The organism is Saccharothrix sp. S26, from assembly GCF_021390395.1.
GTDB lineage: Bacteria > Actinomycetota > Actinomycetes > Mycobacteriales > Pseudonocardiaceae > Actinosynnema.
In genome coordinates this window covers 242,918-261,751 of sequence record NZ_JAJUWT010000012.1, presented here as the reverse complement: position 1 = coordinate 261,751, position 18,834 = coordinate 242,918, and the positions used below count along the sequence as shown (strand labels likewise).

At 73.2% G+C, this 18,834-nt stretch carries 15 protein-coding genes; 6 read left to right on the top strand and 9 right to left on the bottom strand.

Going from position 1 to position 18,834, the window contains the following annotated elements; all coding sequences use genetic code 11:
* Nucleotides 1-201 precede the first annotated feature (201 nt).
* Nucleotides 202-1,734, top strand: coding sequence for a cellulase family glycosylhydrolase (locus tag LZG04_RS21340; protein ID WP_233819540.1), 1,533 nt, complete (start codon nt 202-204; stop codon nt 1,732-1,734).
* 72 nt (nt 1,735-1,806) lie between these two features.
* Here LZG04_RS21340 and LZG04_RS21335 read toward each other — a convergent pair whose 3' ends face one another.
* Both LZG04_RS21335 and LZG04_RS21330 read right to left on the bottom strand, forming a co-directional pair.
* Entirely contained in the window at nt 1,807-2,814 is a 1,008-nt protein-coding gene (locus LZG04_RS21335; protein WP_233819539.1) for a CU044_5270 family protein, read from the bottom strand.
* Complete coding sequence (locus tag LZG04_RS21330; RefSeq protein ID WP_233819537.1) at nt 2,807-3,328, bottom strand: RNA polymerase sigma factor; 522 nt, start codon at nt 3,326-3,328, stop codon at nt 2,807-2,809. The genes LZG04_RS21335 and LZG04_RS21330 overlap by 8 nt, the downstream gene beginning before the upstream one ends.
* Nucleotides 3,329-3,489: 161 nt before the next feature.
* Here LZG04_RS21330 and LZG04_RS21325 point away from each other — a divergent pair, with 161 nt between their 5' ends.
* The gene (locus LZG04_RS21325) at nt 3,490-3,876 is read left to right on the top strand and encodes a MarR family winged helix-turn-helix transcriptional regulator (protein ID WP_233819535.1); all 387 of its coding nucleotides are present in this window, start codon (nt 3,490-3,492) and stop codon (nt 3,874-3,876) included.
* A 326-nt stretch (nt 3,877-4,202) separates the two neighbouring features.
* Here LZG04_RS21325 and LZG04_RS21320 read toward each other — a convergent pair whose 3' ends face one another.
* Nucleotides 4,203-4,604, bottom strand: coding sequence for an STAS domain-containing protein (locus LZG04_RS21320; RefSeq protein WP_233819533.1), 402 nt, complete (start codon nt 4,602-4,604; stop codon nt 4,203-4,205).
* 325 nt (nt 4,605-4,929) lie between these two features.
* Here LZG04_RS21320 and LZG04_RS21315 point away from each other — a divergent pair, with 325 nt between their 5' ends.
* The 3 genes from LZG04_RS21315 (at nt 4,930) to LZG04_RS21305 (ending at nt 8,748) form a co-directional block, all read left to right on the top strand.
* Nucleotides 4,930-5,748 (top strand): SAM-dependent methyltransferase, encoded by an 819-nt coding sequence (locus LZG04_RS21315; protein WP_233819532.1) that lies wholly within the window; start codon nt 4,930-4,932, stop codon nt 5,746-5,748.
* A 132-nt stretch (nt 5,749-5,880) separates the two neighbouring features.
* Nucleotides 5,881-6,939: a glucose 1-dehydrogenase gene (locus tag LZG04_RS21310; RefSeq protein WP_233819531.1), complete on the top strand. Its 1,059-nt coding sequence runs from the start codon at nt 5,881-5,883 to the stop codon at nt 6,937-6,939.
* Between the two features lie 3 nt (nt 6,940-6,942).
* Complete coding sequence (locus LZG04_RS21305; protein WP_233819530.1) at nt 6,943-8,748, top strand: glycoside hydrolase family 15 protein; 1,806 nt, start codon at nt 6,943-6,945, stop codon at nt 8,746-8,748.
* 9 nt (nt 8,749-8,757) lie between these two features.
* Here LZG04_RS21305 and LZG04_RS21300 read toward each other — a convergent pair whose 3' ends face one another.
* The 6 genes from LZG04_RS21300 to LZG04_RS21275 all read right to left on the bottom strand — a co-directional run bounded on the left by LZG04_RS21300 (nt 8,758) and on the right by LZG04_RS21275 (nt 16,244).
* Nucleotides 8,758-9,291, bottom strand: coding sequence for a hypothetical protein (locus LZG04_RS21300; protein ID WP_233819529.1), 534 nt, complete (start codon nt 9,289-9,291; stop codon nt 8,758-8,760).
* Between the two features lie 223 nt (nt 9,292-9,514).
* Nucleotides 9,515-10,405 carry a serine/threonine-protein kinase gene (locus LZG04_RS21295; RefSeq protein ID WP_233819528.1) on the bottom strand — a complete coding sequence of 297 codons (891 nt, stop codon included), beginning with the start codon at nt 10,403-10,405 and terminating at the stop codon, nt 9,515-9,517.
* A 190-nt stretch (nt 10,406-10,595) separates the two neighbouring features.
* Nucleotides 10,596-11,327, bottom strand: a complete 732-nt coding sequence (locus tag LZG04_RS21290; protein WP_233819527.1) for a GAF and ANTAR domain-containing protein — start codon at nt 11,325-11,327, stop codon at nt 10,596-10,598.
* Between the two features lie 146 nt (nt 11,328-11,473).
* Complete coding sequence (locus LZG04_RS21285) at nt 11,474-14,218, bottom strand: SpoIIE family protein phosphatase (protein ID WP_233819526.1); 2,745 nt, start codon at nt 14,216-14,218, stop codon at nt 11,474-11,476.
* A 160-nt stretch (nt 14,219-14,378) separates the two neighbouring features.
* Nucleotides 14,379-15,695 (bottom strand): cytochrome P450, encoded by a 1,317-nt coding sequence (locus tag LZG04_RS21280; RefSeq protein WP_233819525.1) that lies wholly within the window; start codon nt 15,693-15,695, stop codon nt 14,379-14,381.
* 204 nt (nt 15,696-15,899) lie between these two features.
* Nucleotides 15,900-16,244 (bottom strand): SH3 domain-containing protein, encoded by a 345-nt coding sequence (locus LZG04_RS21275; RefSeq protein WP_233819524.1) that lies wholly within the window; start codon nt 16,242-16,244, stop codon nt 15,900-15,902.
* Nucleotides 16,245-16,452: 208 nt separating this feature from the next.
* Here LZG04_RS21275 and LZG04_RS21270 point away from each other — a divergent pair, with 208 nt between their 5' ends.
* The gene (locus LZG04_RS21270) at nt 16,453-18,795 is read left to right on the top strand and encodes a tetratricopeptide repeat protein (RefSeq protein WP_233819523.1); all 2,343 of its coding nucleotides are present in this window, start codon (nt 16,453-16,455) and stop codon (nt 18,793-18,795) included.
* Nucleotides 18,796-18,834: the final 39 nt, after the last annotated feature.

Sequence of the window (18,834 nt, the reverse complement as noted above, 5' to 3'; positions counted from 1 at the left end):
GCACCGAACTCTCGTGGTATCTGCGACTTACAGGTCTTCAAGTTCCGCAACATCTTCGCTACGGTTGGCCTGGGAACGCTCCCAGATCAAAATGGGTCGCCATTCGGAGCGGCCCGTCTCCACCTCGCCGGTCCTTTCGGCTGCGGAACCGAGTCGTGGGCACGGCAGCGGACCGGACGTCATTCGCACAAGGGAGTGCTGATGTTGGGAAGAGTCAGAAAACGTCGTAGCGCGTTCGCCGCGATGGGCGCGGCGGTGTCCATCGCCGGCACGGCTTTGTTGGCGACGGTCGGCGGGTCGTGGGTCGGCGACGCGAGCGCGGCGGCGGCGTTCGCGTGCCGGGTCGACTACTCGACCAACGACTGGGGCAGCGGGTTCGGGGCCAACGTGACGGTCGCCAACCTCGGTCCGTCGGCGGTCAACGGCTGGACGCTGACCTACAGCTACAGCGGCAACCAGACCCTCCAGCACGGCTGGAGCGGCACGTGGTCGCAGTCGGGCAAGAAGGTCACGGTGGCCAACCTGAGCTGGAACGCCACCATCCCGGCGAAGGGCAGCGTCAGCGCGGGGGCGAACTTCTCCTACAGCGGCAGCAACGCCAAGCCGACGGACTTCGCGGTCAACGGTGCCCCGTGCACCGGCGTGGACCCGACCACCACCACCACCACGACCACCACCACCACGACCACCACCACGACCACTCCGCCGGTCGACGGGCCGGCGCCGGAGCTGCGCGTGTCGGGCAACAAGCTGGTCACCGCCGACGGCAGGCCGTACCGGCTGCTGGGGGTGGACCGCTCCAGCAGTGAGTTCGCCTGCGTCCAGGGCAAGGGCATGTGGGACGGCGGTCCGGTGGACCAGGCGTCGGTGGACGCGATGAAGACCTGGAACATCCGCGCGGTGCGGGTGCCGTTGAACGAGGAGTGCTGGCTGGGCGTGTACGGCTCGCCCGGCGGGGCCACCTACCAGAAGCACGTCAAGGACTACGTGGACCTGCTGGTGGCCAACGGCATCAACGTGATCCTCGACCTGCACTGGACCTGGGGCGCGTACACCGACAGCCCGGACTGGCACTGCAAGGACGAGCACGCGGTGTGCCAGAAGCCGATGCCGGACGCGAAGTACTCGCCGCAGTTCTGGACCGGCGTCGCCACCACCTTCAAGGGCAACGACGCCGTCGTCTTCGACCTGTTCAACGAGCCGTACCCGGAGATGGCCGCGGACTGGAACAAGACCCTGGGCTGGCAGTGCTGGCGCGACGGCGGCACCTGCACCGGGCTGCCCTACGAGGTGGCCGGCATGCAGGACCTGGTCGACGCGGTCCGGTCCACCGGCGCGACCAACGTGCTGATGCTGGGCGGCCTGGAGTGGGCCAACGACCTGCGCGAGTGGTTGGCGCACAAGCCGTCCGACCCGCTGGACAACCTCGCCGCCTCCTGGCACGCCTACAGCTTCAACGCGTGCGCCACCGAGTCCTGCTGGGACACCCAGATCGCCCCGTTCGCGCAACAGGTCCCGGTCGTGCTGGGCGAGTTCGGCCAGGAGGACTGCGGCTTCGAGTACATGCAGCGGCTGGTCGACTGGGCCGACGCGCACCACATCGGCTACCTCGCGTGGACCTGGAACCCGTGGGGCTGCACCACGGGCGCCGTGCTCATCAAGGACTGGAACGGCACACCGGAACCCGGCATCGGCGAGGGCCTCAAGGCCCACCTGCTCTCCGTCACGCCGTAACCCCGCGACCCGACCGGCCCGCCGACTACCCCCGGCGGGCCGGTCGGCCACACCCGGCGTTCCCACCGGACCTCAGGGGCGGACGCCGATCCCGTCGACCAGGGCCGTCGTCACCGAACTCGACTCCACGACCGTCCCGGCCGGCAGGGGGCCGTCCGACTCGGTCAGCACTCGGCGGTCGCCGATGAACTCGCCGGTGGCCGGGTCGATGATGACCTCCTGGCGGTCGTCGCCGTCGGTCACGGCCAGCGCGACGCCCCGCCTGCCGTCGAGGTTGGCCGACTGGTCGACCACCTCCAGGCCGGGCAGCAGCGCCAGCGCCCGGAACAGCGCCGCCCGCAGGTCGGCGGGCACCTTGCCGCTGCGCAGCAGGTCGGAGGCGAGGACCAGTGCCTCCTGGTGGTCGCTGGACCCCCGTCCCCGACCGTCCGCGAGCAGGCGCTCCAGCAGCGCCTCCGGCGCGCGGGGGAGGCCCGCCAGGAACCGGGCGTTGGGCTGCTGCCACGCTCCCGGGTCCTCCTGGCATCGCCGGTCGCACCGGCCGCGGACCTCGGCCTGCGACGCGGGCCGCAGGTCCACCCCGGCGCTGCGCGCCTGCTCCTCGGTGCCGACCAACCAGTCCCGCCGACCGGTGTCCCGAGGGCGGACCAAGTACTCCTCGCCCTCCTTTGCGGGCAACCACACCTCCAGGACCTCCTCGCCCAGCCACCGGAAGTCCTGCCCGCCCTGGTGGGTCTGCACCGCGGACCGGTGGCGGCTGATCGCGTACCGGTACTGGCCGGGGCCCGGTACCGGGTCCGTCGTCGTGATCGCGTCCGCCGCGCCGGTCAACGCCTGCGCCGCCTCGGCGGTCGCGGGCGTCGGACCACCCAGCGCGACCTGGGCCAGCACCCCGCCCGCGGCCAGCGCGGCGACGCCCGCGGCGACACCCCACCACCGCCGCGCCGGCCTGCCCACCGGCCGTCCGGCCGCGGCGAGCGCCAGCACCTTCTCCCGGTTGGCGGCGAAGCTCTCGCCGGTCATCGGCGCCGTGTCGCCACGCACGTCCCGCACGACGTCGTCCACTTCGTCCTCACGCATCGCGCGCCTCCTCGGTCCTCAGCTTCGTCCTGGCCCGGTGCAGGCGCGTCCGCACCGTCTGCTCCTTGATCCCGAGCACCTCCGCGATCTCCGCCGCGGTCAGCCCGCCCCACGCCACGAGCAGCAGCACGTCGCGCTCCTCGGCGCGCAGCCCCGCGATGGCCTCGGCCATCCGCCGGGCGCGCACGTCCGCGTCCACGCTCTCCGCGACCCGGTGGTCCACCTCGTCCTGGGTGGACCGGCGGCCACCGTCCCGTGCCCAGGCCCGCAGCCGGGTCTCCTCGGAGCGGTGGTGCCGCCGCAGCAGGTTGGTGGCTATCCCGTACAGCCACGCCTTGGGCCCGGCGCGGGTCGGGTCGAACCCCGACCGCTGCTCCCAGGCGACCAGGAACACGTCGGCCACGAGGTCGTCGGCCACCGCCGTCCCGGCCCGTCGGGCCAGGTAGTGGTGGAGCGGGCGGGCGTGGGCGTCGTACCAGGCGGCCAGCGCTTCCGGCCCGTCGAGCCGCTCCACCGGGGGACTCCTCCTGCGCGTCACTGGGACGCTGTCGGTTCGCACGGAACTGATTGCCGCTCGCCGCCGCGAGCGTTCCCACTGCCGGGCCCGCTCGACCGCGAGCCAGGGCGCCCATGCATGCTATTGTGCATATACATGTCGAATTACATGGAGGTCGGATGAAACCCCTCGGCTACTGGCTCGTGCACCTCCACGACCTGATCGAGACCAGGTTCCACCGGGCGCTCGAAGCGGACGGCCTGACCCGCAGGCACTGGCAGGTGCTGAACACGATCGCGACCGAGCCCGGCACCCTGACCGAGGTCGAGCAGGCGCTCGCCCACTTCCACGACGACGTCCGGCCGCTGGTCGAGGACTTCGCCGGTCGTGGTTGGCTCACGGGAGAGTGCGAGTTGACCGAAGCGGGACGTCGGGCCCACGACCGGATCGCCGCACAGGTGCACGCCCAGCGGGCGCGGCTCCTCGACGGGATCTCCGACGACGAGTACGTCGAACTGATCAGGATGCTCGAGCGGATCGCGGAGAACGCGGCGGCACCGGTGTAGTCGTCGCCCACCGGCGCGGTTCTGGTCGGGCCGGCCGCCCAGGATCACCTGCTCGACCCGCGCACTCCGGTTCGCGCACGGCGAGATGACCCCGCCCGAACTGGCCCGCCGCCTGAACCTCGCGCACCAGGGGGTCATCGCCATCGAGCCGGGCCGCTACTCGCCCTCGCTGGAAATGGCGTTCCCGACAGCCGCGTGCTCGACGTCCCGCACGGGATCCCGCCTCACCGCGCCGGACCTGCGAATAGCAACAAGGCAACCAACGAGCTGTTCTCCTCCGGTAAGGCTGCGGCACGGGCTGGTTCCCCGACTCCTGACCGCCCGGGTCAAGCGTCCTGCGCTTCGACCTCGGTCGACGGCGGAGCGGGCCGGGCGTCCGCCACGGCGTGGTCCACGTCGGGGTGCACGTCGAACACCTGGTCCAGGTTGGTGGCCTGGATCGGGCGCAGCACGGCGCGGTGATCGGCCACCAGGACGATCCGAACGCCGTGCTGGTCGGCCCGCGCGGCCGCCTCGATCAGCAGCGCCAAGCCGCTGGACGCCAGGAACGTCACGCCGGTCAGGTCGATCGCCACCCGTTCCGGCGCGCCGTCCAACCAGGCCAGCAGCTCCGGGCGCAGCCTGTCCACGGTCCTCATGTCGACCTCGCCCGCGACGCGCAGCACGGGCACGCCGTCCACCGAGACGGCCCGCACCGAGACCACCGCGGACGCACTGTCCTCGCTCATCAGCGCAACCTTTCGCCTGCCGAGACAGTAACCGCGCCACGCCGTCCGCACATCGGCGGACACCGATCGGGCGACACCGATCAGTGCAGGTCACCGGGCCCGGGACAGGCAGGTTCCCGCCTCACGCCGCACTGGAGTCCCGCTGAGCGAACCCGCCCCGCGCCGGAGTCTTCGCCGTCCCGACGTTACGCCGATCGAGTGAATTGAGTGCGATTCCGGTGAAGCCGCGGACCGCGACTGACTACCTGTTGCGCGTGGATTGCGCGCTCGATCTCCCAGATCCGTCCCCGGCAGCCCGTCACCCCGCGTCGTGGGGAGGGCAGGAATGACCGGCAGCCGGGCCGCGGGGGAGTGGGTTCCCGCCGAGGTCGACATCGACCGCCCCAGCGCGGCCAGGATCTACGACTACCTGCTCGGCGGCGGCCACAACTTCGCCAGTGACCGGGAGCTGGCGGCGCGACTGCTGGCCGCGCAGCCCAACGTGCGCGAGATCGCGCGGCTGAACCGGGCGTTCCTGCGCCGCGCGGTGATGTTCATGATCGAGTCGGGGGTGCGGCAGTTCCTCGACCTGGGCTCGGGCATCCCGACCGTCGGCAACGTGCACGAGATCGCGCAGAACGCGGCACCGGGGACGCGGGTGGTCTACGTCGACTACGAACCGGTGGCCGTGGCGCACAGCCGCCTGCTGCTGGCGGACGACCCGGACGCGGTGATCGTGGACGCCGACATCACCCGCCCCGACGACGTGCTCGACGCGCCGGCGACCCGGCGGATGCTCGACTTCGACCAGCCCGTCGGCCTCCTGGCGGTCACCATCGGCCACTACATCCCGCCCGAGGCGGACCCCGCCGGGTTGTTCGCCCGCTACCGCGAGGCGTTGGCACCCGGCAGCCACCTCGCCCTGACCCACCTCACCGACGACTTCGCCACCGTGGACGGCGAGCGGATCGTGGAAACCATGAAGGCGACCCAGAACAACGTCTTCCCCCGTGGCCGCCAGGAGGTGCTCGACCTGTTCGCGGGCTTCGAGCTGGTCGAGCCGGGCCTGGTCACGACCTCGCAATGGCGGCCCGAGAACGGGTTCCACGAGGTGCGTGACGTCCAACAGGACGCCCTCTACGCCGGTGTCGGCCGGCGTCCGTGATCGCTTCGCACGGCGGGCGACAACCCTTCGGCGGACGCTCGCGTGACGGCACGGGCGGGTCGTCACCGGATCCGGTGGGTGAGTGCGGCACGGGACCGGCATGACCGGGAGGTCCGCGGGTAGTCCGGGGGCATGCGCGCCCTCACCGTTGTCCCCGGAACCCCGGGGTCGTTGGACCTGGCCGAGCTGGCGGATCCCGAGCCCCGGTCGGGGGAGTTGTTGGTGGAGGGGCTGGCGGTCGGGGTCTGCGGAACCGACAAGGAGATCGTGCAGGCCGAGTACGGCTGGGCCCCACCGGGCCGAGAGCGGTTGGTGTTGGGGCATGAATCACTCGGTCGAGTGAGGACCGCGCCTGACGGCAGTGGTTTCTCGGCCGGTGACCTCGTGGTCGGCGTGGTGCGGCGGCCGGACCCCGTGCCGTGCGGGGCGTGCGCGCGAGGGGAGTTCGACAACTGCCGCAACGGCCGCTACACCGAGCGCGGCATCAAGGAGCTGGACGGCTACGCGTCCGAGCTGTGGTGCGTCGAAGCGGACTACGCCGTCGCCCTCGACCCGGGGCTGGCGGAGGTCGGGGTGCTGATGGAGCCGACCACGGTCGTGGCCAAGGCGTGGGAGCAGGTGTGGCGGATCGGCGGGCGCGCCTGGTACGAGCCGAAGCGGGCGCTGGTCACGGGCGCGGGTCCGATCGGGATGCTCGCCGCGATGATCGGCGTCCAGCAGGGCCTGGAGGTGCACGTGCTCGACCGGGTGACCAGCGGGCCGAAACCCCGCCTGGTCGAGGCCCTGGGCGCGACCTACCACCACGACGACGTCGACGACGTCGCGTCGAAGCTCCAGCCCGACGTGGTGATCGAGGCGACCGGTGCGGGCAGCCTGGTGTTCTCCGCCATCCGCAACACCGCTCCCTTCGGGGTGGTGTGCCTGACCGGTGTCTCGTCCAGCGTCCGCAAGACCCAGGTCGACACCGAGGGCGTGAACCGCGAGATGGTGCTGGAGAACGATGTGGTGGTCGGCTCGGTCAACGCCAACCTGCGCCACTACCGGCAGGCCGCCGACGCGCTGGCCCAGGCCGACCGGGACTGGCTGGCCGGTCTGATCACCCGACGGGTGCCGCTCGAGTCGTTCGAGGACGCCTTCGAACCCGGCCCGGACGACGTGAAGGTCGTGATCACGCTGGACGGCGGTGACTGAGCCGTGCCGTCGAAGATCGAGGACTACGCCCTGCTGGGCGACCTGCAGACCGCCGCCCTGGTCGGCAAGGACGGCAGCGTCGACTGGCTGTGCCTGCCCGCGTTCGACTCGCCCGCCTGCTTCGCCGCGCTGCTGGACGACGTGGACGCGGGCCGCTGGCTGCTCGCCCCGGCCGCCGGCGGCCCGGCCACCCGCCGTCGCTACCGCGGTGACGCGCTGGTGCTCGAATCGGAGTGGGACACACCGGACGGCACCGTGCGCGTGATCGACTGCATGCCCCCGCGCGGCGAGGCCGCCGACGTGGTGCGCGTCGTGCAGGGCGTGTCGGGCCGCGTGCCGATGCGGATGGACCTGCGCCTGCGGTTCGACTACGGCGACGTCGTGCCGTGGGTGCGCCACCACGGCGGCGCCTTGGCCGCGATCGCCGGGCCGGACGCGGTGTGGCTGGAAACCACCGTGCCGCTGCACGGGCACGACCTGACCACCACCGCCGAGTTCGAGGTGCGCGCCGGGCAGCGCGTGCCGTTCGTCCTCATCCACACCGCCTCGCACCGGCACCGCCCGCACGCGGTCGACGCCGAGCAGGCCGTCCTGGACACGGAGGACTTCTGGCGGGGGTGGATCGGCCGCTGCACCTACGACGGCCCGTGGTCGGAGGCGGTCCGGCGGGCCCTGGTCACGCTCAAGGCCCTGACCTACGCGCCCACCGGCGGCATCGTCGCGGCGGCCACCACGTCGTTGCCCGAGCAGTGGGGCGGACCGCGCAACTGGGACTACCGCTACTGCTGGTTGCGTGACGCCACGTTCACCCTCCAAGCCCTCCTGGGCACCGGTTTCCTGGCCGAGGCACGCGCCTGGCGCGAGTGGCTGGTCCGCGCGGTCGCGGGCGACCCGGCGAAGCTGCAGATCATGTACGGCATCGACGGCCGCAGGCGGCTGCCCGAGCAGACCTTGCCGTGGCTGTCCGGTTACGAGGGCGCATCGCCCGTGCGGGTGGGCAACGCGGCGGCGGACCAGTTCCAACTCGACGTGTGGGGCGAGGTCCTCGACGGCCTGCACCTGGCCCGCGAGGCGGGGCTGCACACCAGCGACACCGCGTGGGACCTGCAACGGGCGCTGCTGGACTACCTGGAGGGCCACTGGGACGACCCGGACAACGGCCTGTGGGAGGTGCGCGGCCCGCGCCGGCACTTCGTGCACTCCAAAGTCATGGCCTGGGCCGGGTTGGACCGGGCGGTGCACACCGTGGAGAACCACGGGTTGAACGGCCCGGTCGACCGGTGGAGGCAGGTGCGCGACCGCATCCACGCCGAGGTGTGCGCGCGGGGCTACGACGCCGAACGCGGCACGTTCACCCAGTTTTACGGCTCGCACGGGCTGGACGCGGCGCTGCTGCTCATCCCGCGCGTGGGTTTCCTGCCGTGGGACGACCCGCGCGTGCGGGGAACGGTGGACGCGGTGCGCCGTGAGCTGTGCGAGGAGGGGTTCGTGCTGCGCTACCGCCCCGACGCCGACGGCGGCGTGGACGGCCTGCCCGGCACGGAGGGCGCGTTCCTGGCGTGCACGTTCTGGCTCGCCGACGCCCTGCACGGCACCGGCCGCGTCCGCCAGGCGCGCGAGCTGTTCGAACGGCTGCTCGACCTGCGCAACGACGTCGGCCTGCTCAGCGAGGAGTGCGACCCCGCCACCAGCCGCCACATGGGCAACACGCCCCAGGCGTTCAGCATGGAAGCGCTGGTCAACACCGCCCGCCGGCTGACCGGCGCGTCCACGCGCACGTCCGCCGGCAAGGCGGAGCAAGCCCTGTGAAGGCGCGGCCTAGCGCCTCGAGGGGAAGAACATGCCCCAGTACAGACCGCAGCTCGAGGGCTTCTCCGCAACGGCGGTCAGGCTGAACGACTCACGGGCGTCGGGCCGCGCGCCGTCGACGACGAAGGTGAGTTCGGCTCGAACCTCATACGTGTACTGCGGGTCGGTGGCGAACTCGGTCAGTTCGTGCCGGATCGCGTTCCCCTGCGGTTGCACCGAGAAATCCACCTCGCCGCAGCTCTTGCTGAGCCAGACGGTGCTCTTCACCTCGGTCGTCCCGGCCGCGGGGCTCAGGGAGAATAAGTAGTCGACCCGCGGGCCGTCGGCGAAGTCCCAGTGGAAGGCGTACGAGTCGTCCGCCAGCCAACTGCTCTGCCGTGGTTTGGGCCCGGTCAGCGTGCCGACCTCGTGACGGCCTTCGAGCAGGTCGACGCTCACGGCGGAGGTCGGACCGGGCTGCGAGGCAGTGGTCGGAGCAGGGGAGGCGGTGCAGGCGACGAGGACGGGCGCGACGAGGATCGACACGGCCAAAGTGCTCTTCATGTGAACTGACCTTTCCTGGGGGCGCCGCGTGGAGACCGCGGGCAGCGGTCGCGACGCCACACCTGATCATGCCCTGGCGGCCCGGGCTCGCCGCGGCCTCGCCGTCGCGCCCGCACGAGGGGGTGTCGGCCGGTCGGGCGGGATCACCGCAGCTCGCTGCCGGCGCGGGTGAGGCCGGGCGTGACCTCCGAGCGGTCCCCGAACCTTCGGGTCGCCGTGCCGCTCAGGGCGTGCGCCGGTTCGGCGGTCCCGGCTCGGCTTCGCTGACCGGCACCGTCGCCGCGGCGTCCGGCCTGGCCGCGGTGACCTTCCGCGCCCCGGTCCGCAGTGCCTCCGCGCACTCCCGCGCGGTCGGGCGGCGGCGGGCGGTGAGGGAGGTCATCAACCGCACCAGGCGGGCCAGGTCGGCGGGCAGGTCCTCGGGAACGGTGGGTGGGCGGTGCAGGCGCGCGATGGCGGCGTCGACCTGGCCGCCCCGGTACTCGCGCCGGCCGGTCAGGCACTCCAGCAGCACCAGCCCCAGGGCGTAGACGTCGGCGGCGGGGCCGACCTCCTCACCGCGGACCTGCTCCGGGGCGAGGTAGGCCGCCGTGCCGGGCACGTGACCGGTGCGGGTGAGCCCCGAGGCGACCGCCGAGCGCGCCAGACCGAAGTCGACCAAGTACGGCGCGCCGGCCCGGTCGAGCAGGATGTTCGACGGCTTGAGATCCCGGTGCACCACGCCCTGGTGGTGCACGTACGCCAGCGACTCGGCCACCGCGGCACCCACTCGGCGGACCTCCGTGACGGTCAGGGCACCCCGTTCCACCCGCGCTCGCAGCGTCGGTCCTTCGACCAGTTGCAGCACCATGAACGGCTTGCCGCCGTGCCGGCCCACGTCGTACAGGGACACCACGCCGGGATGCGACAACCCGGCCAGCGTCCGGGCCTCCAGCTCGAACCGGCGGACGGCGTCGACGTCGTCACCCAGCCGGAACACCTTGACCGCGACCGGGCGGCGCAGGTCGACGTCCCAGGCCCGGTGGACCTCGGCCATGCCGCCGGCCCCCAGCGGTCCGACCAACGCGTACCTGCCCGCCACCAGCTCACCGCCAGGCGGCGGCACCCCCGTCATGCGCATCCTTCGCAGAATCGGAACAACGCATCAATACTCCATTGTCGCACTCCGCGAAAGCAAATCCGATCGGTTCGTGCCGAAGATGTCCGAATGAACCGTCGACCGCACGATTGCGAGCCGTGCTTTCGAGGGTTCATCGGTTTGTCGACCCGCTCCGAGAGCGTTTCGGAACCGACCGGGGCGGTGTTCAGGACTCGGGTCTGGTGGCCTCGTCGACGAAGTGCTCCGCCAGGTCCCGGAGCTTGCGGTTCTCCTCCTGCGACCGGTCCACGAGCATCGTGAACGCCTCGTCGGCGGAGACGCGGTGCACGGCCATCACGATGCCCTTCGCCTGGTCGATGACGGCCCTCGATTCCATCGCCTCGTGCAGCTGGTCCACCTGCCGGCGGGCCCGCAGGTAGCGGCGGGCGTTGCCCAGGGCGGCCTCGGCGGCGGTGGTGTAGAGCCCGAGCAGGGCGGCGTCCAGCTCGCGGAAGCCGTGCGTCTGCCTGCCGTAGAGGTTGAGGGAACCGTGGTACTGCTCGTCCAGGAGCAGGGGCGCGGACAGGTAGCTGCCGATGCCCAGGCGGGTGGCCGCTTCGGCGAAGGCCGGCCACCGTTCGGCCGCCTCGCCGACGGCGACGCGCTGGAACTGCCGGGACTCGGCGGCCTCCAGGCAGGGTCCCTCACCGGCCTCGTACTGGGCGCGGTCCACCGCCAGCGTGTGCTCGTCGGTCCAGGCGAGGGATTCGGCGGCGCCGTCGCGCAGCACCGTCACGCTCGCGAGGTCGGCGTCGGGGATCGCGCCGACGACCTGCCGGCACACGCGGTCCATGATGGCCGACAGGTCCTCCTCGTCGGCCAGGACCTGCGTCAAGTCGGCCAAGGCCGAGGTGACCACGTCCAGCCGCCGGAGGACACCGTCCACGTCGTTCGCCACCGCTGTCCCTCATTCCGCACCGCTGAGCACGACGGGTCGTCCACGTCCCGAACCGAAAGACAACCACAGCGCCGGTGGACCGTGGGCGCAGCGTACGCACACCCTCGCGCCGGAGTGAACCGCGGTTCGTGGCGGCGTGGGGGTAATCACCCGTTCTCGGCCGGGCCCGCCCCTATTCGAACGGCGAGCGCGTCGGTGGTGAGGCCGCGCAGCCCGGACAGCGACAGCACGCGCGCGGGAGGGGTGCCGTCCACGGCGTGCACGGTCAGGGCGCGGCGGGCGCGGGTCGCGGTCGCCGCGGCCTCCAGCAGCAGGGCGATGCCCGAACTGCTGAGGTAGGCGACCTGGCCAAGGTCGATCGCGACCGGGCGCGGGTCGGCCGAGTCGATCCGGGCGGTCAGGGCCGCGCGCAGGCCGTCCACGGTCTTGAGGTCCACGTCACCGGTCAGGCGCACCACCTGGACCGGGGCGTCGTCGGCGGAGTCGGTCACGGCCGCGTGCCCGTGGGCCGGTTCCGCCGCCGCGGGGACCGGTGCGCGCGAGGACTCGTCGGTGAGGTGGAACTCGACGGTCGTGCCGTCCTCGCCGTGGTGGAACACCGCGCCTTCGCCGATCGTGCGGATGATCTGCAGGCCGCGACCCCGGTAACCCTTGTCCTCGGGCTCGGGTCGCCAGCGGCCGTGATCGCGGACGGTGACGCGCAGGCCCGTGCCGGTGGTGGCGACGGCGTAGGTGAAGTCACCGGGGGCGTCGGCCGGGTACGCGTGGTCCACGGCGTTGGCGGCGGCCTCGCCCAGGGCCAGTTGCAGGTCGTCCAGCAGGTCTGCGGACAAGCCCGCGGTGGCGGCCCACGCGGTGACGTTGCGGCGCATCACCGCCAGTTCGGCCGGGACCGCCGGCACGGTGCCGCGCAGGGGCGGGGGCAGGTGGCGGGCCACCACCAGGGCCACGTCGTCGTCCTGGCCGTCGGCCAACAGTGACGAGGTGATGGCGTCGCTGAGCGCCTGCGGCGGCAGGTCGTGCGCGTCGCGGACGGCGTCCAGCAGCCGTTGCAGGCCCTGGTCGACCACCGTGCCGCGGCGTTCGACCAGGCCGTCGGTGTAAAGCACCACGGACGCCCCCGGTGCCAAGGTGGTCGTGCGGTCCACGTACGGCGCACGGCCCGGTGCGCCCAGGACCGCTCCGGCGTCACCGGGCAGCAGGGCGGCCCGGCCGGACGCGTCGAGCACCAGCGGCGGCGGGTGCCCGGCGACGGCCCAGCACAGCTCGCCCGTGCTCCAGTCGAACGTCAGGCAGGCGCACGTGCTGCCCACCGCGCCGTTGACCCGGGCGGTGAACGCGTCGAGCCGCTCCAGCGCGGCGGCGGGGGAGTGGCCGTCGAGCAGGTAGCCCGCGAGCGCGCTGCGCAGCTGCCCCATCACCGCGGCGGCGCTCGGCCCCTTGCCGACGACGTCGCCCACGGACAACGCGACCGCGGTGCCCTCCAGCGGCAGCACCTCGTACCAGTCGCCGCCGATCCGCGAGTGGGTGGAGGCGGGCAGGTAACGGGCGGAGGTCGCCAGTCGGGCCAGCACGGGCAGCTCGCGGGGCAGCAGGCTGCGCTGCAACGCCTCCGCGATCTCGTGCTCGCGCCGCAGCAGCCGCTCCCGCTCGGCCTCGGCGCGTTGCCGCTCGGTGACGTCCCGCCCGATCGCCTGCACGCCGGTCGGCGTGGCCTGGATGCTCAGCTCGACCTCCACCACCGTGCCGTCGACCCGGCGCAGGCCCCACACCTCGTTGACCACCCTGGCGGCGGACAGGTCGGCGGTGAGCCGGGCCAACCGGCCCAGCGCGTCGGGCACGACCAGGTCGCCCACCGGGCGGCCCACCAGGTGGTCGCGGTCGTGGCCGAGCAGCCGGCACGCGGCCTGGTTGACCTCGACGAACCGCAGGTCGTGGTCCAGCACCCAGATGGCCTCGGTGGCCCGTTCCACCAGCAGCCGGTGGCGCTGCTCGCTGTCGCGCAACGCCCGGTCGGCGTGCGCGCGCTGCAACGACTCCCAGCACCGGTTGACCACCACCGACACCACTTCCACCTCGTCGGGGGTCCAGTGCCGGACGGTCGCCTGGTGCACGGCCATGGCGGCGACGAACCGCCCGCCGCGCAGCAGCGGCAGGCAGATCACCGCGCGGATGCCGGTGAACCGGTAGGCGGCCAGGTCCGCCGGAGCGAGCCGGGGGTCGTTCTCGCTGTCCACCACCACCCACGGCTCGCCCGCGCGCATGGCCCGAAGCGCGCCCTCGCCGAACTCCGCCATGGCGAACCGACCGGGCAACGGGGGCAGCCCGGTGGCGTAGTCGCCGCTCATCACGAAGTGGTCCTCGTCGGCCTCGGTGCGCGCGTAGGCGCACCGGTCCACCCGCAGGTGCTCGCCGAGCAGGCGGGTCGCCAGCGCCATCAGCTGCTCCGCGTCGTCCAGCCGCTGCAACTCGCGGTCGAGGGTGGCGAGGAACCGCTGCCGCTCGAACTCCGCGTGACGTTCGGTGACGTCGTTCACCGCGCCGAGCACGGTCTTCGCGGTGCCGTCCACGTCCCGCACGACGTGCACCTTCTCCTTCAAGCGCAGCACGTCGCCGGACGCGGTGACCACGCGGTACTCCAGCTCGACCACGTCCCGGCCGGGCTCGTCGCGCCACCGCTGCCCGGTGGCGTCGGCCCGGTCGTCGGGGTGGATCAGCGAGCCGAGGAAGTCCGGCTCGTCCAGCCAGCGGCTCGCCGGGTGGCCCAGCAGCCTCTCGGCGTGGGCGGACACGAACGCGCAGCGGCGGGTGCGCGCGTCGGCCTGCCAGAGCACCACGGCCAACCCGTCGACCAAAGCGCGCAGGTCGACGGCCTCTGATCTGGGATCCACGTGCGTCAACCATCCCCGTCGCTCGAACCGGTCGCCGGCGGTCCAGCCCGGAACTGGAGACGACCAGGCGAACGACCGAGCGGCAGGGTACCCACGTGGCGCCGGATCATGCCGATCCAGGGCCACCGCGTTCGGTACCGGTCGTCCGGGGTGTGCCGGCTCAACCCCCGCGCGCACGAGCCGTGAACGACAGTCGCAGGCCGTCCGGCTGAAGGGACAGGGCGGGGCGGGGACGTGCCGGCGTCGCCAGGGTGAGGTGGAAGCGGCGCGCCAGGTCGGCCACGGTCACGACGACCTCGGCCAGGGCCACCGCCGCACCGATGCACGCGCGGGGTCCGAGCCCGAACGGGAAGTACGCGCCGCGCGGCGCGCCGGGCCCCGTGCCGGACCAGCGCGCCGGCCGGAACCCGTCGGGGTCGGGGAACCACCGCGGATCCCGGTGGGTCACCCACTGGCTCACCGTCACCGTGGTGCCCGCCGGGACGCGGTGGCCGCCGAACTCCTCGTCCCGCGTCGACTCGCGGCTGGTCAGCCACGCGGGCGGGAACAGCCGGAGCGACTCGCGGACCACCGCCGACGTGGACGGCAGCGCCTCCAGCAGGCCCGCGCCGGCGTGTCGCGCCGACACCGCCGCGGTCATCTCGGCGGCGACCCGGTCGGCGTGGTCGGGGTGGCGGGCCAGCAGGTCGCAGGTCCACAGCACGGCGTTCTTCGTCGTCTCGAACCCGGACAGCACCAGCGTGGCCAGTTCGTCGCGCAGCTCCGCGCGCGGCGGCCGGTCGGCGAGCAGCGCGGCCAGGACGGGCCCGTCGCCGGAGGTGCCGGCGGCGATGCGGGCCACCACGTCGTCGACCTCACCCAAGGCCCGGCGCATCCGCACGTTGGCCGGCGTCGGCAGCCAACCCGGCAGGGCGACCGGTGACGTCGAGGCCCGCATCACGCAGTCCACGAGCCGGCCGACCGCGTCGGCGTCCGCGTCGTCCACCGCCCGGCCGAACATCAGCCGGGTGATCCCGCGCAGCGCGTGCCGCGCCACGGCGGGCGCGGGGTCGACCGGCCGCCCGGTGGGCAGGTCGGCGGCGAGGCGGGCCGCCCCGGCGAGCGTGACGTCCGCCGCGGTGGCGACCAGCGACCGGCTGAACCCGTGACCGACCCGGTCGCGCTTGGCCCGCCACCGCGCGCCGTCGCTGTTCATCATCGCGTCCGGGAAGCCGCGCCGGCGGGTGCGGGTCAGGGTGCGGGTCGAGGTCTTGGTGAACGCCCCGTCGCGGTCGACCAGCACGCGTTCGACGTCTCCGGGGTGGGCCAGCAGCACGTTGCCGGTGCCGAGCGCCACCACGTCGCCGTGCTCGCGCACCGCCGAGGTCACGAAACCCAGCGGGTTCTCGGTGAACTCGGCCAGGTTCCCCAGGACCGCCCCGCCCCGGGGCCCCGGCACCGCGGCCGCGGTGTCCGGTGTGGACGGCGTTGCGCGCATGGTCGACGCTCCTTCGAACGCCCGGTGGGCCGCCCGCTGCGGGACGGCCCACCGGGACGGCGGATCAGTAGTAGTTGTACGGGGCGACCAAGCGGTCCTTGCGCGCGAAGCCGAGGACGACGGCCGCGGCGAGCAGTGCCTTGCGCATGTCAACACCTCCTCTTGAACGGATGTGGTCGGGGCGCGGATCGGCGGTCCGCGCGGTCAGCCGGTGTAGCGCAGGTCCGCCTTCGGCGCGTAGCCCAGGCCGCCGGTGCTCAGGTAGACCACCCACCAGCCGTTGCTGGTCGGCACGCAGTACGCCGGGCCGGTCAGGCGGTCCCCCTGGTACTTCGTCCGCACGACCGAGTACTGCGTGCCCGGACCGCTCCTGATGCGACTGACCGGCACGACGACCACGTAGTTGCAGTCGGCCGCGATCGCCACGTCGTCGGCGACCGCGAGCCTCGGCGTGGCCTGCGCGCTCGCGGTGCCCACCCCCAGTGCCAGGAACACCGCCGCGGCGATCAAGGTGAGCCTGCGCAACGCCCCCATCGCGTGAGCCCTCATCTTCCCCCCTTTCCCGTCGTGCCCGGTCCTCCCGGGCCCGTGCTCCCACCCTGGACCGGCGGCGCGCGGTCGCGGAGGGAGGTTTCGGGGGAGGCGAGGTCCACCGAAACCTCCCCGGTGCCGTCCCTTGACCTCGCGGCCCGTGGTTGACAGCCGTTCCGGGCGTGGTGACGCTGGATCGGGGGAGCCACCACAGGGGGAGGTCGACGTGGGGGGCGACGGGCTGTTGCGCGCCGCGCGCGAACGCGCGCGGTCCCGCGAGCACGCCGGTGAGCACCTGTCCCGGCAGGAGCTGGCCGAGCTGGTGAACGCCCACCTGTGGGACCGGCACGGCCGGCGGGCCGAGCTGGACGCCCACTACGTCGCCAAGCTCGAACGAGGTGTCATCCGCTGGCCCAATGCCGAGTACCGGGAGGCGTTCCGCGCGGTCCTCGGCGTCGCGTCCGACGTCGAACTGGGGTTCGTCAACCTCCGCCGCGCGACCGGCCCCGTCCGCGACGAGGAGCCGCCCCGGTCGGCCACGCCGGTGCCGCGGCAGCTCCCACCGGCGCCGACGCGGTTCACCGGGCGCACCACCGACCTGGCCGAGCTGACCGCCGTCCTGGGGGAGGGCGCGGGTGGCACGCCGGTCGCCGTGGTGTCCGGTTGCGGTGGCATCGGCAAGACGTGGCTCGCGCTGCACTGGGCCCACCGCGCAGCCGACCGCTTCCCCGACGGGCAGTTGTTCGCCGACCTGCAGGGGTTCAGCCCCGGCAGCCCGCCGGCGGACCCGGTCGTCGTGCTGCGCGGCTTCCTGGGTGCGCTCGGCGTGGCCGGCGGTGACGTCCCGGCCGACCTCCAGGCGCAACAGGGCCTGTACCGCAGCCTGCTCGCCGACCGCCGGGTGCTGGTCGTGCTGGACAACGCCGCCGACGCGCTCCAGGTGCTGCCGCTGCTGCCCGGTGGCGCCGGGTGCGCGGTGCTGGTGACCAGCCGCCGGGCGCTCACCGGCCTGGTCGCCGGGTGCGGGGCGCACCACCTGCCGTTGGACGCGTTCGACGAGGACCAGTCCCGGGCGCTGCTGGTCCGGTACCTGGGTCAGGTGCGGCCACGCGCCGAACCGGCCGCGGTGACCGAGCTGGTCGGGTCGTGCGGCGGCTTCCCGTTGGCGCTGACCGTGATCGGGGCCAGGGCCCGAGCCAACCCGCGCGTGCCGCTGGCCACGTTCGCCGCCGAGCTGCGCTCCCTCGGCCTCGGCGCGCTGGACGACGACGACCCGGCCGCGAGCCTGCCCGCCGTCTTCTCGTGGTCGCACCGGATGTTGACCGACGAGCAGCGGTCGGCCTTCGCGCTGGTCGGCCTCGCGCCCGGACCGGACATCGGCCTGGCCGCCGCGGTCAACCTGACGGCGACGACGCCGGCGCGGACCAGCCGGGTGCTCCAGGGCTTGGTGGAGACCTCCCTGATCGGCCGGGACGCCCGCGGCCGGTACGTGATGCACGACCTCGTGCGGCAGTACGCGGTGGACACCGCGGCGGGACTGCCGAGCGGGGCGGCGTTGCGGCGGCTGGTCGACTACCTGGTCGACACCGGCCGTGCCGCCGACCTCCTGCTCGCCCCGCACCGCCCACCGGTCACCGCCGACCGGGTGAGCACCACCCACCACGTCGACCCGCCGACCGACGTCGCGGCCGCCCTGGCGTGGTTCGACGACGAGCACCCGTGCCTGCTCGCGGCCCAGCGCACCGCCGCGGAGCGCGGTTGGCACTCCGCGGTCTGGGAGCTGGCCTGGGTGCTGAACACCTACAACTACCGCCAGGGCCACCTCCGGCACCGAGTCGTGTCGTGGGAGGCGGCGCTGGCCGTCGGCGACCACCTCGACGACGCCCAACGCGCGTCGGCCCACCGCAACCTCGGCAACGCCTACGTGACGACGGCCCGGTGGGACGACGCGATCGGGCACCTCCACCACGCGCTCGACCTGGCCGAGCGGCAGGGTGACCGGGTCGCGCAGGGCACCACGCTGCACGACCTCGCGGGCGCGTGGGAGGCGAAGGGGGACGACCAGCGTGCCTTCGACCACGCGATCCGTGCGCTGGACCTGTTCCGCTCCCTCGACAACCCGGTGTGGCTTGCCTACGCGCTCAACGACGCCGGCTGGTACGCCGCACGAACCGGCGACCACGACCTGGCCCGCCGCTACTGCCGGGAAGCGCTGGACCTGCACCGCGAACACGACAACCGCAACGGCCAAGCGGCGGCCGCGGACAGCCTGGGCTACAGCCACCACCACGCCGGCGACCACGAGCGCGCCGTCGCGTTCTACCAAGAGGCACTGGACCTCTACCGCGACGCGGACCACCGGTTCCAGGTCGCCCGCACCCTGGACAACCTGGCCGAGGCGCACGCCGCCGGCGGCCGACCCGACCGAGCACGCACCGCCTGGGAGGAAGCACTGCACCTGTACCAGGCACAACACCGGACCCGCGACGCCCTCCGCGTGCGCGGCCGCCTCCGCACGCTCCGCCTCGCGACCACCGCGCGCGTCGCGTCCCGTCACGAACGCGAGTGACCCGGCACGGCCACCGCCCGGAAAATCGGGCGATATCGG

Excerpts from the sequence above, each read along its gene's own strand:
- LZG04_RS21340 (WP_233819540.1), top strand. The coding sequence starts at position 202 with ATGTTGGGAAGAGTCAGAAAACGTCGTAGCGCGTTCGCCGCGATGGGC.
- LZG04_RS21335 (WP_233819539.1), bottom strand. The coding sequence starts at position 2,814 with ATGCGTGAGGACGAAGTGGACGACGTCGTGCGGGACGTGCGTGGCGAC.
- LZG04_RS21325 (WP_233819535.1), top strand. The coding sequence starts at position 3,490 with ATGAAACCCCTCGGCTACTGGCTCGTGCACCTCCACGACCTGATCGAG.
- LZG04_RS21320 (WP_233819533.1), bottom strand. The coding sequence starts at position 4,604 with ATGAGCGAGGACAGTGCGTCCGCGGTGGTCTCGGTGCGGGCCGTCTCG.
- LZG04_RS21315 (WP_233819532.1), top strand. The coding sequence starts at position 4,930 with ATGACCGGCAGCCGGGCCGCGGGGGAGTGGGTTCCCGCCGAGGTCGAC.
- LZG04_RS21310 (WP_233819531.1), top strand. The coding sequence starts at position 5,881 with ATGCGCGCCCTCACCGTTGTCCCCGGAACCCCGGGGTCGTTGGACCTG.
- LZG04_RS21300 (WP_233819529.1), bottom strand. The coding sequence starts at position 9,291 with ATGAAGAGCACTTTGGCCGTGTCGATCCTCGTCGCGCCCGTCCTCGTC.
- LZG04_RS21295 (WP_233819528.1), bottom strand. The coding sequence starts at position 10,405 with ATGACGGGGGTGCCGCCGCCTGGCGGTGAGCTGGTGGCGGGCAGGTAC.
- LZG04_RS21280 (WP_233819525.1), bottom strand. The coding sequence starts at position 15,695 with ATGCGCGCAACGCCGTCCACACCGGACACCGCGGCCGCGGTGCCGGGG.
- LZG04_RS21275 (WP_233819524.1), bottom strand. The coding sequence starts at position 16,244 with ATGAGGGCTCACGCGATGGGGGCGTTGCGCAGGCTCACCTTGATCGCC.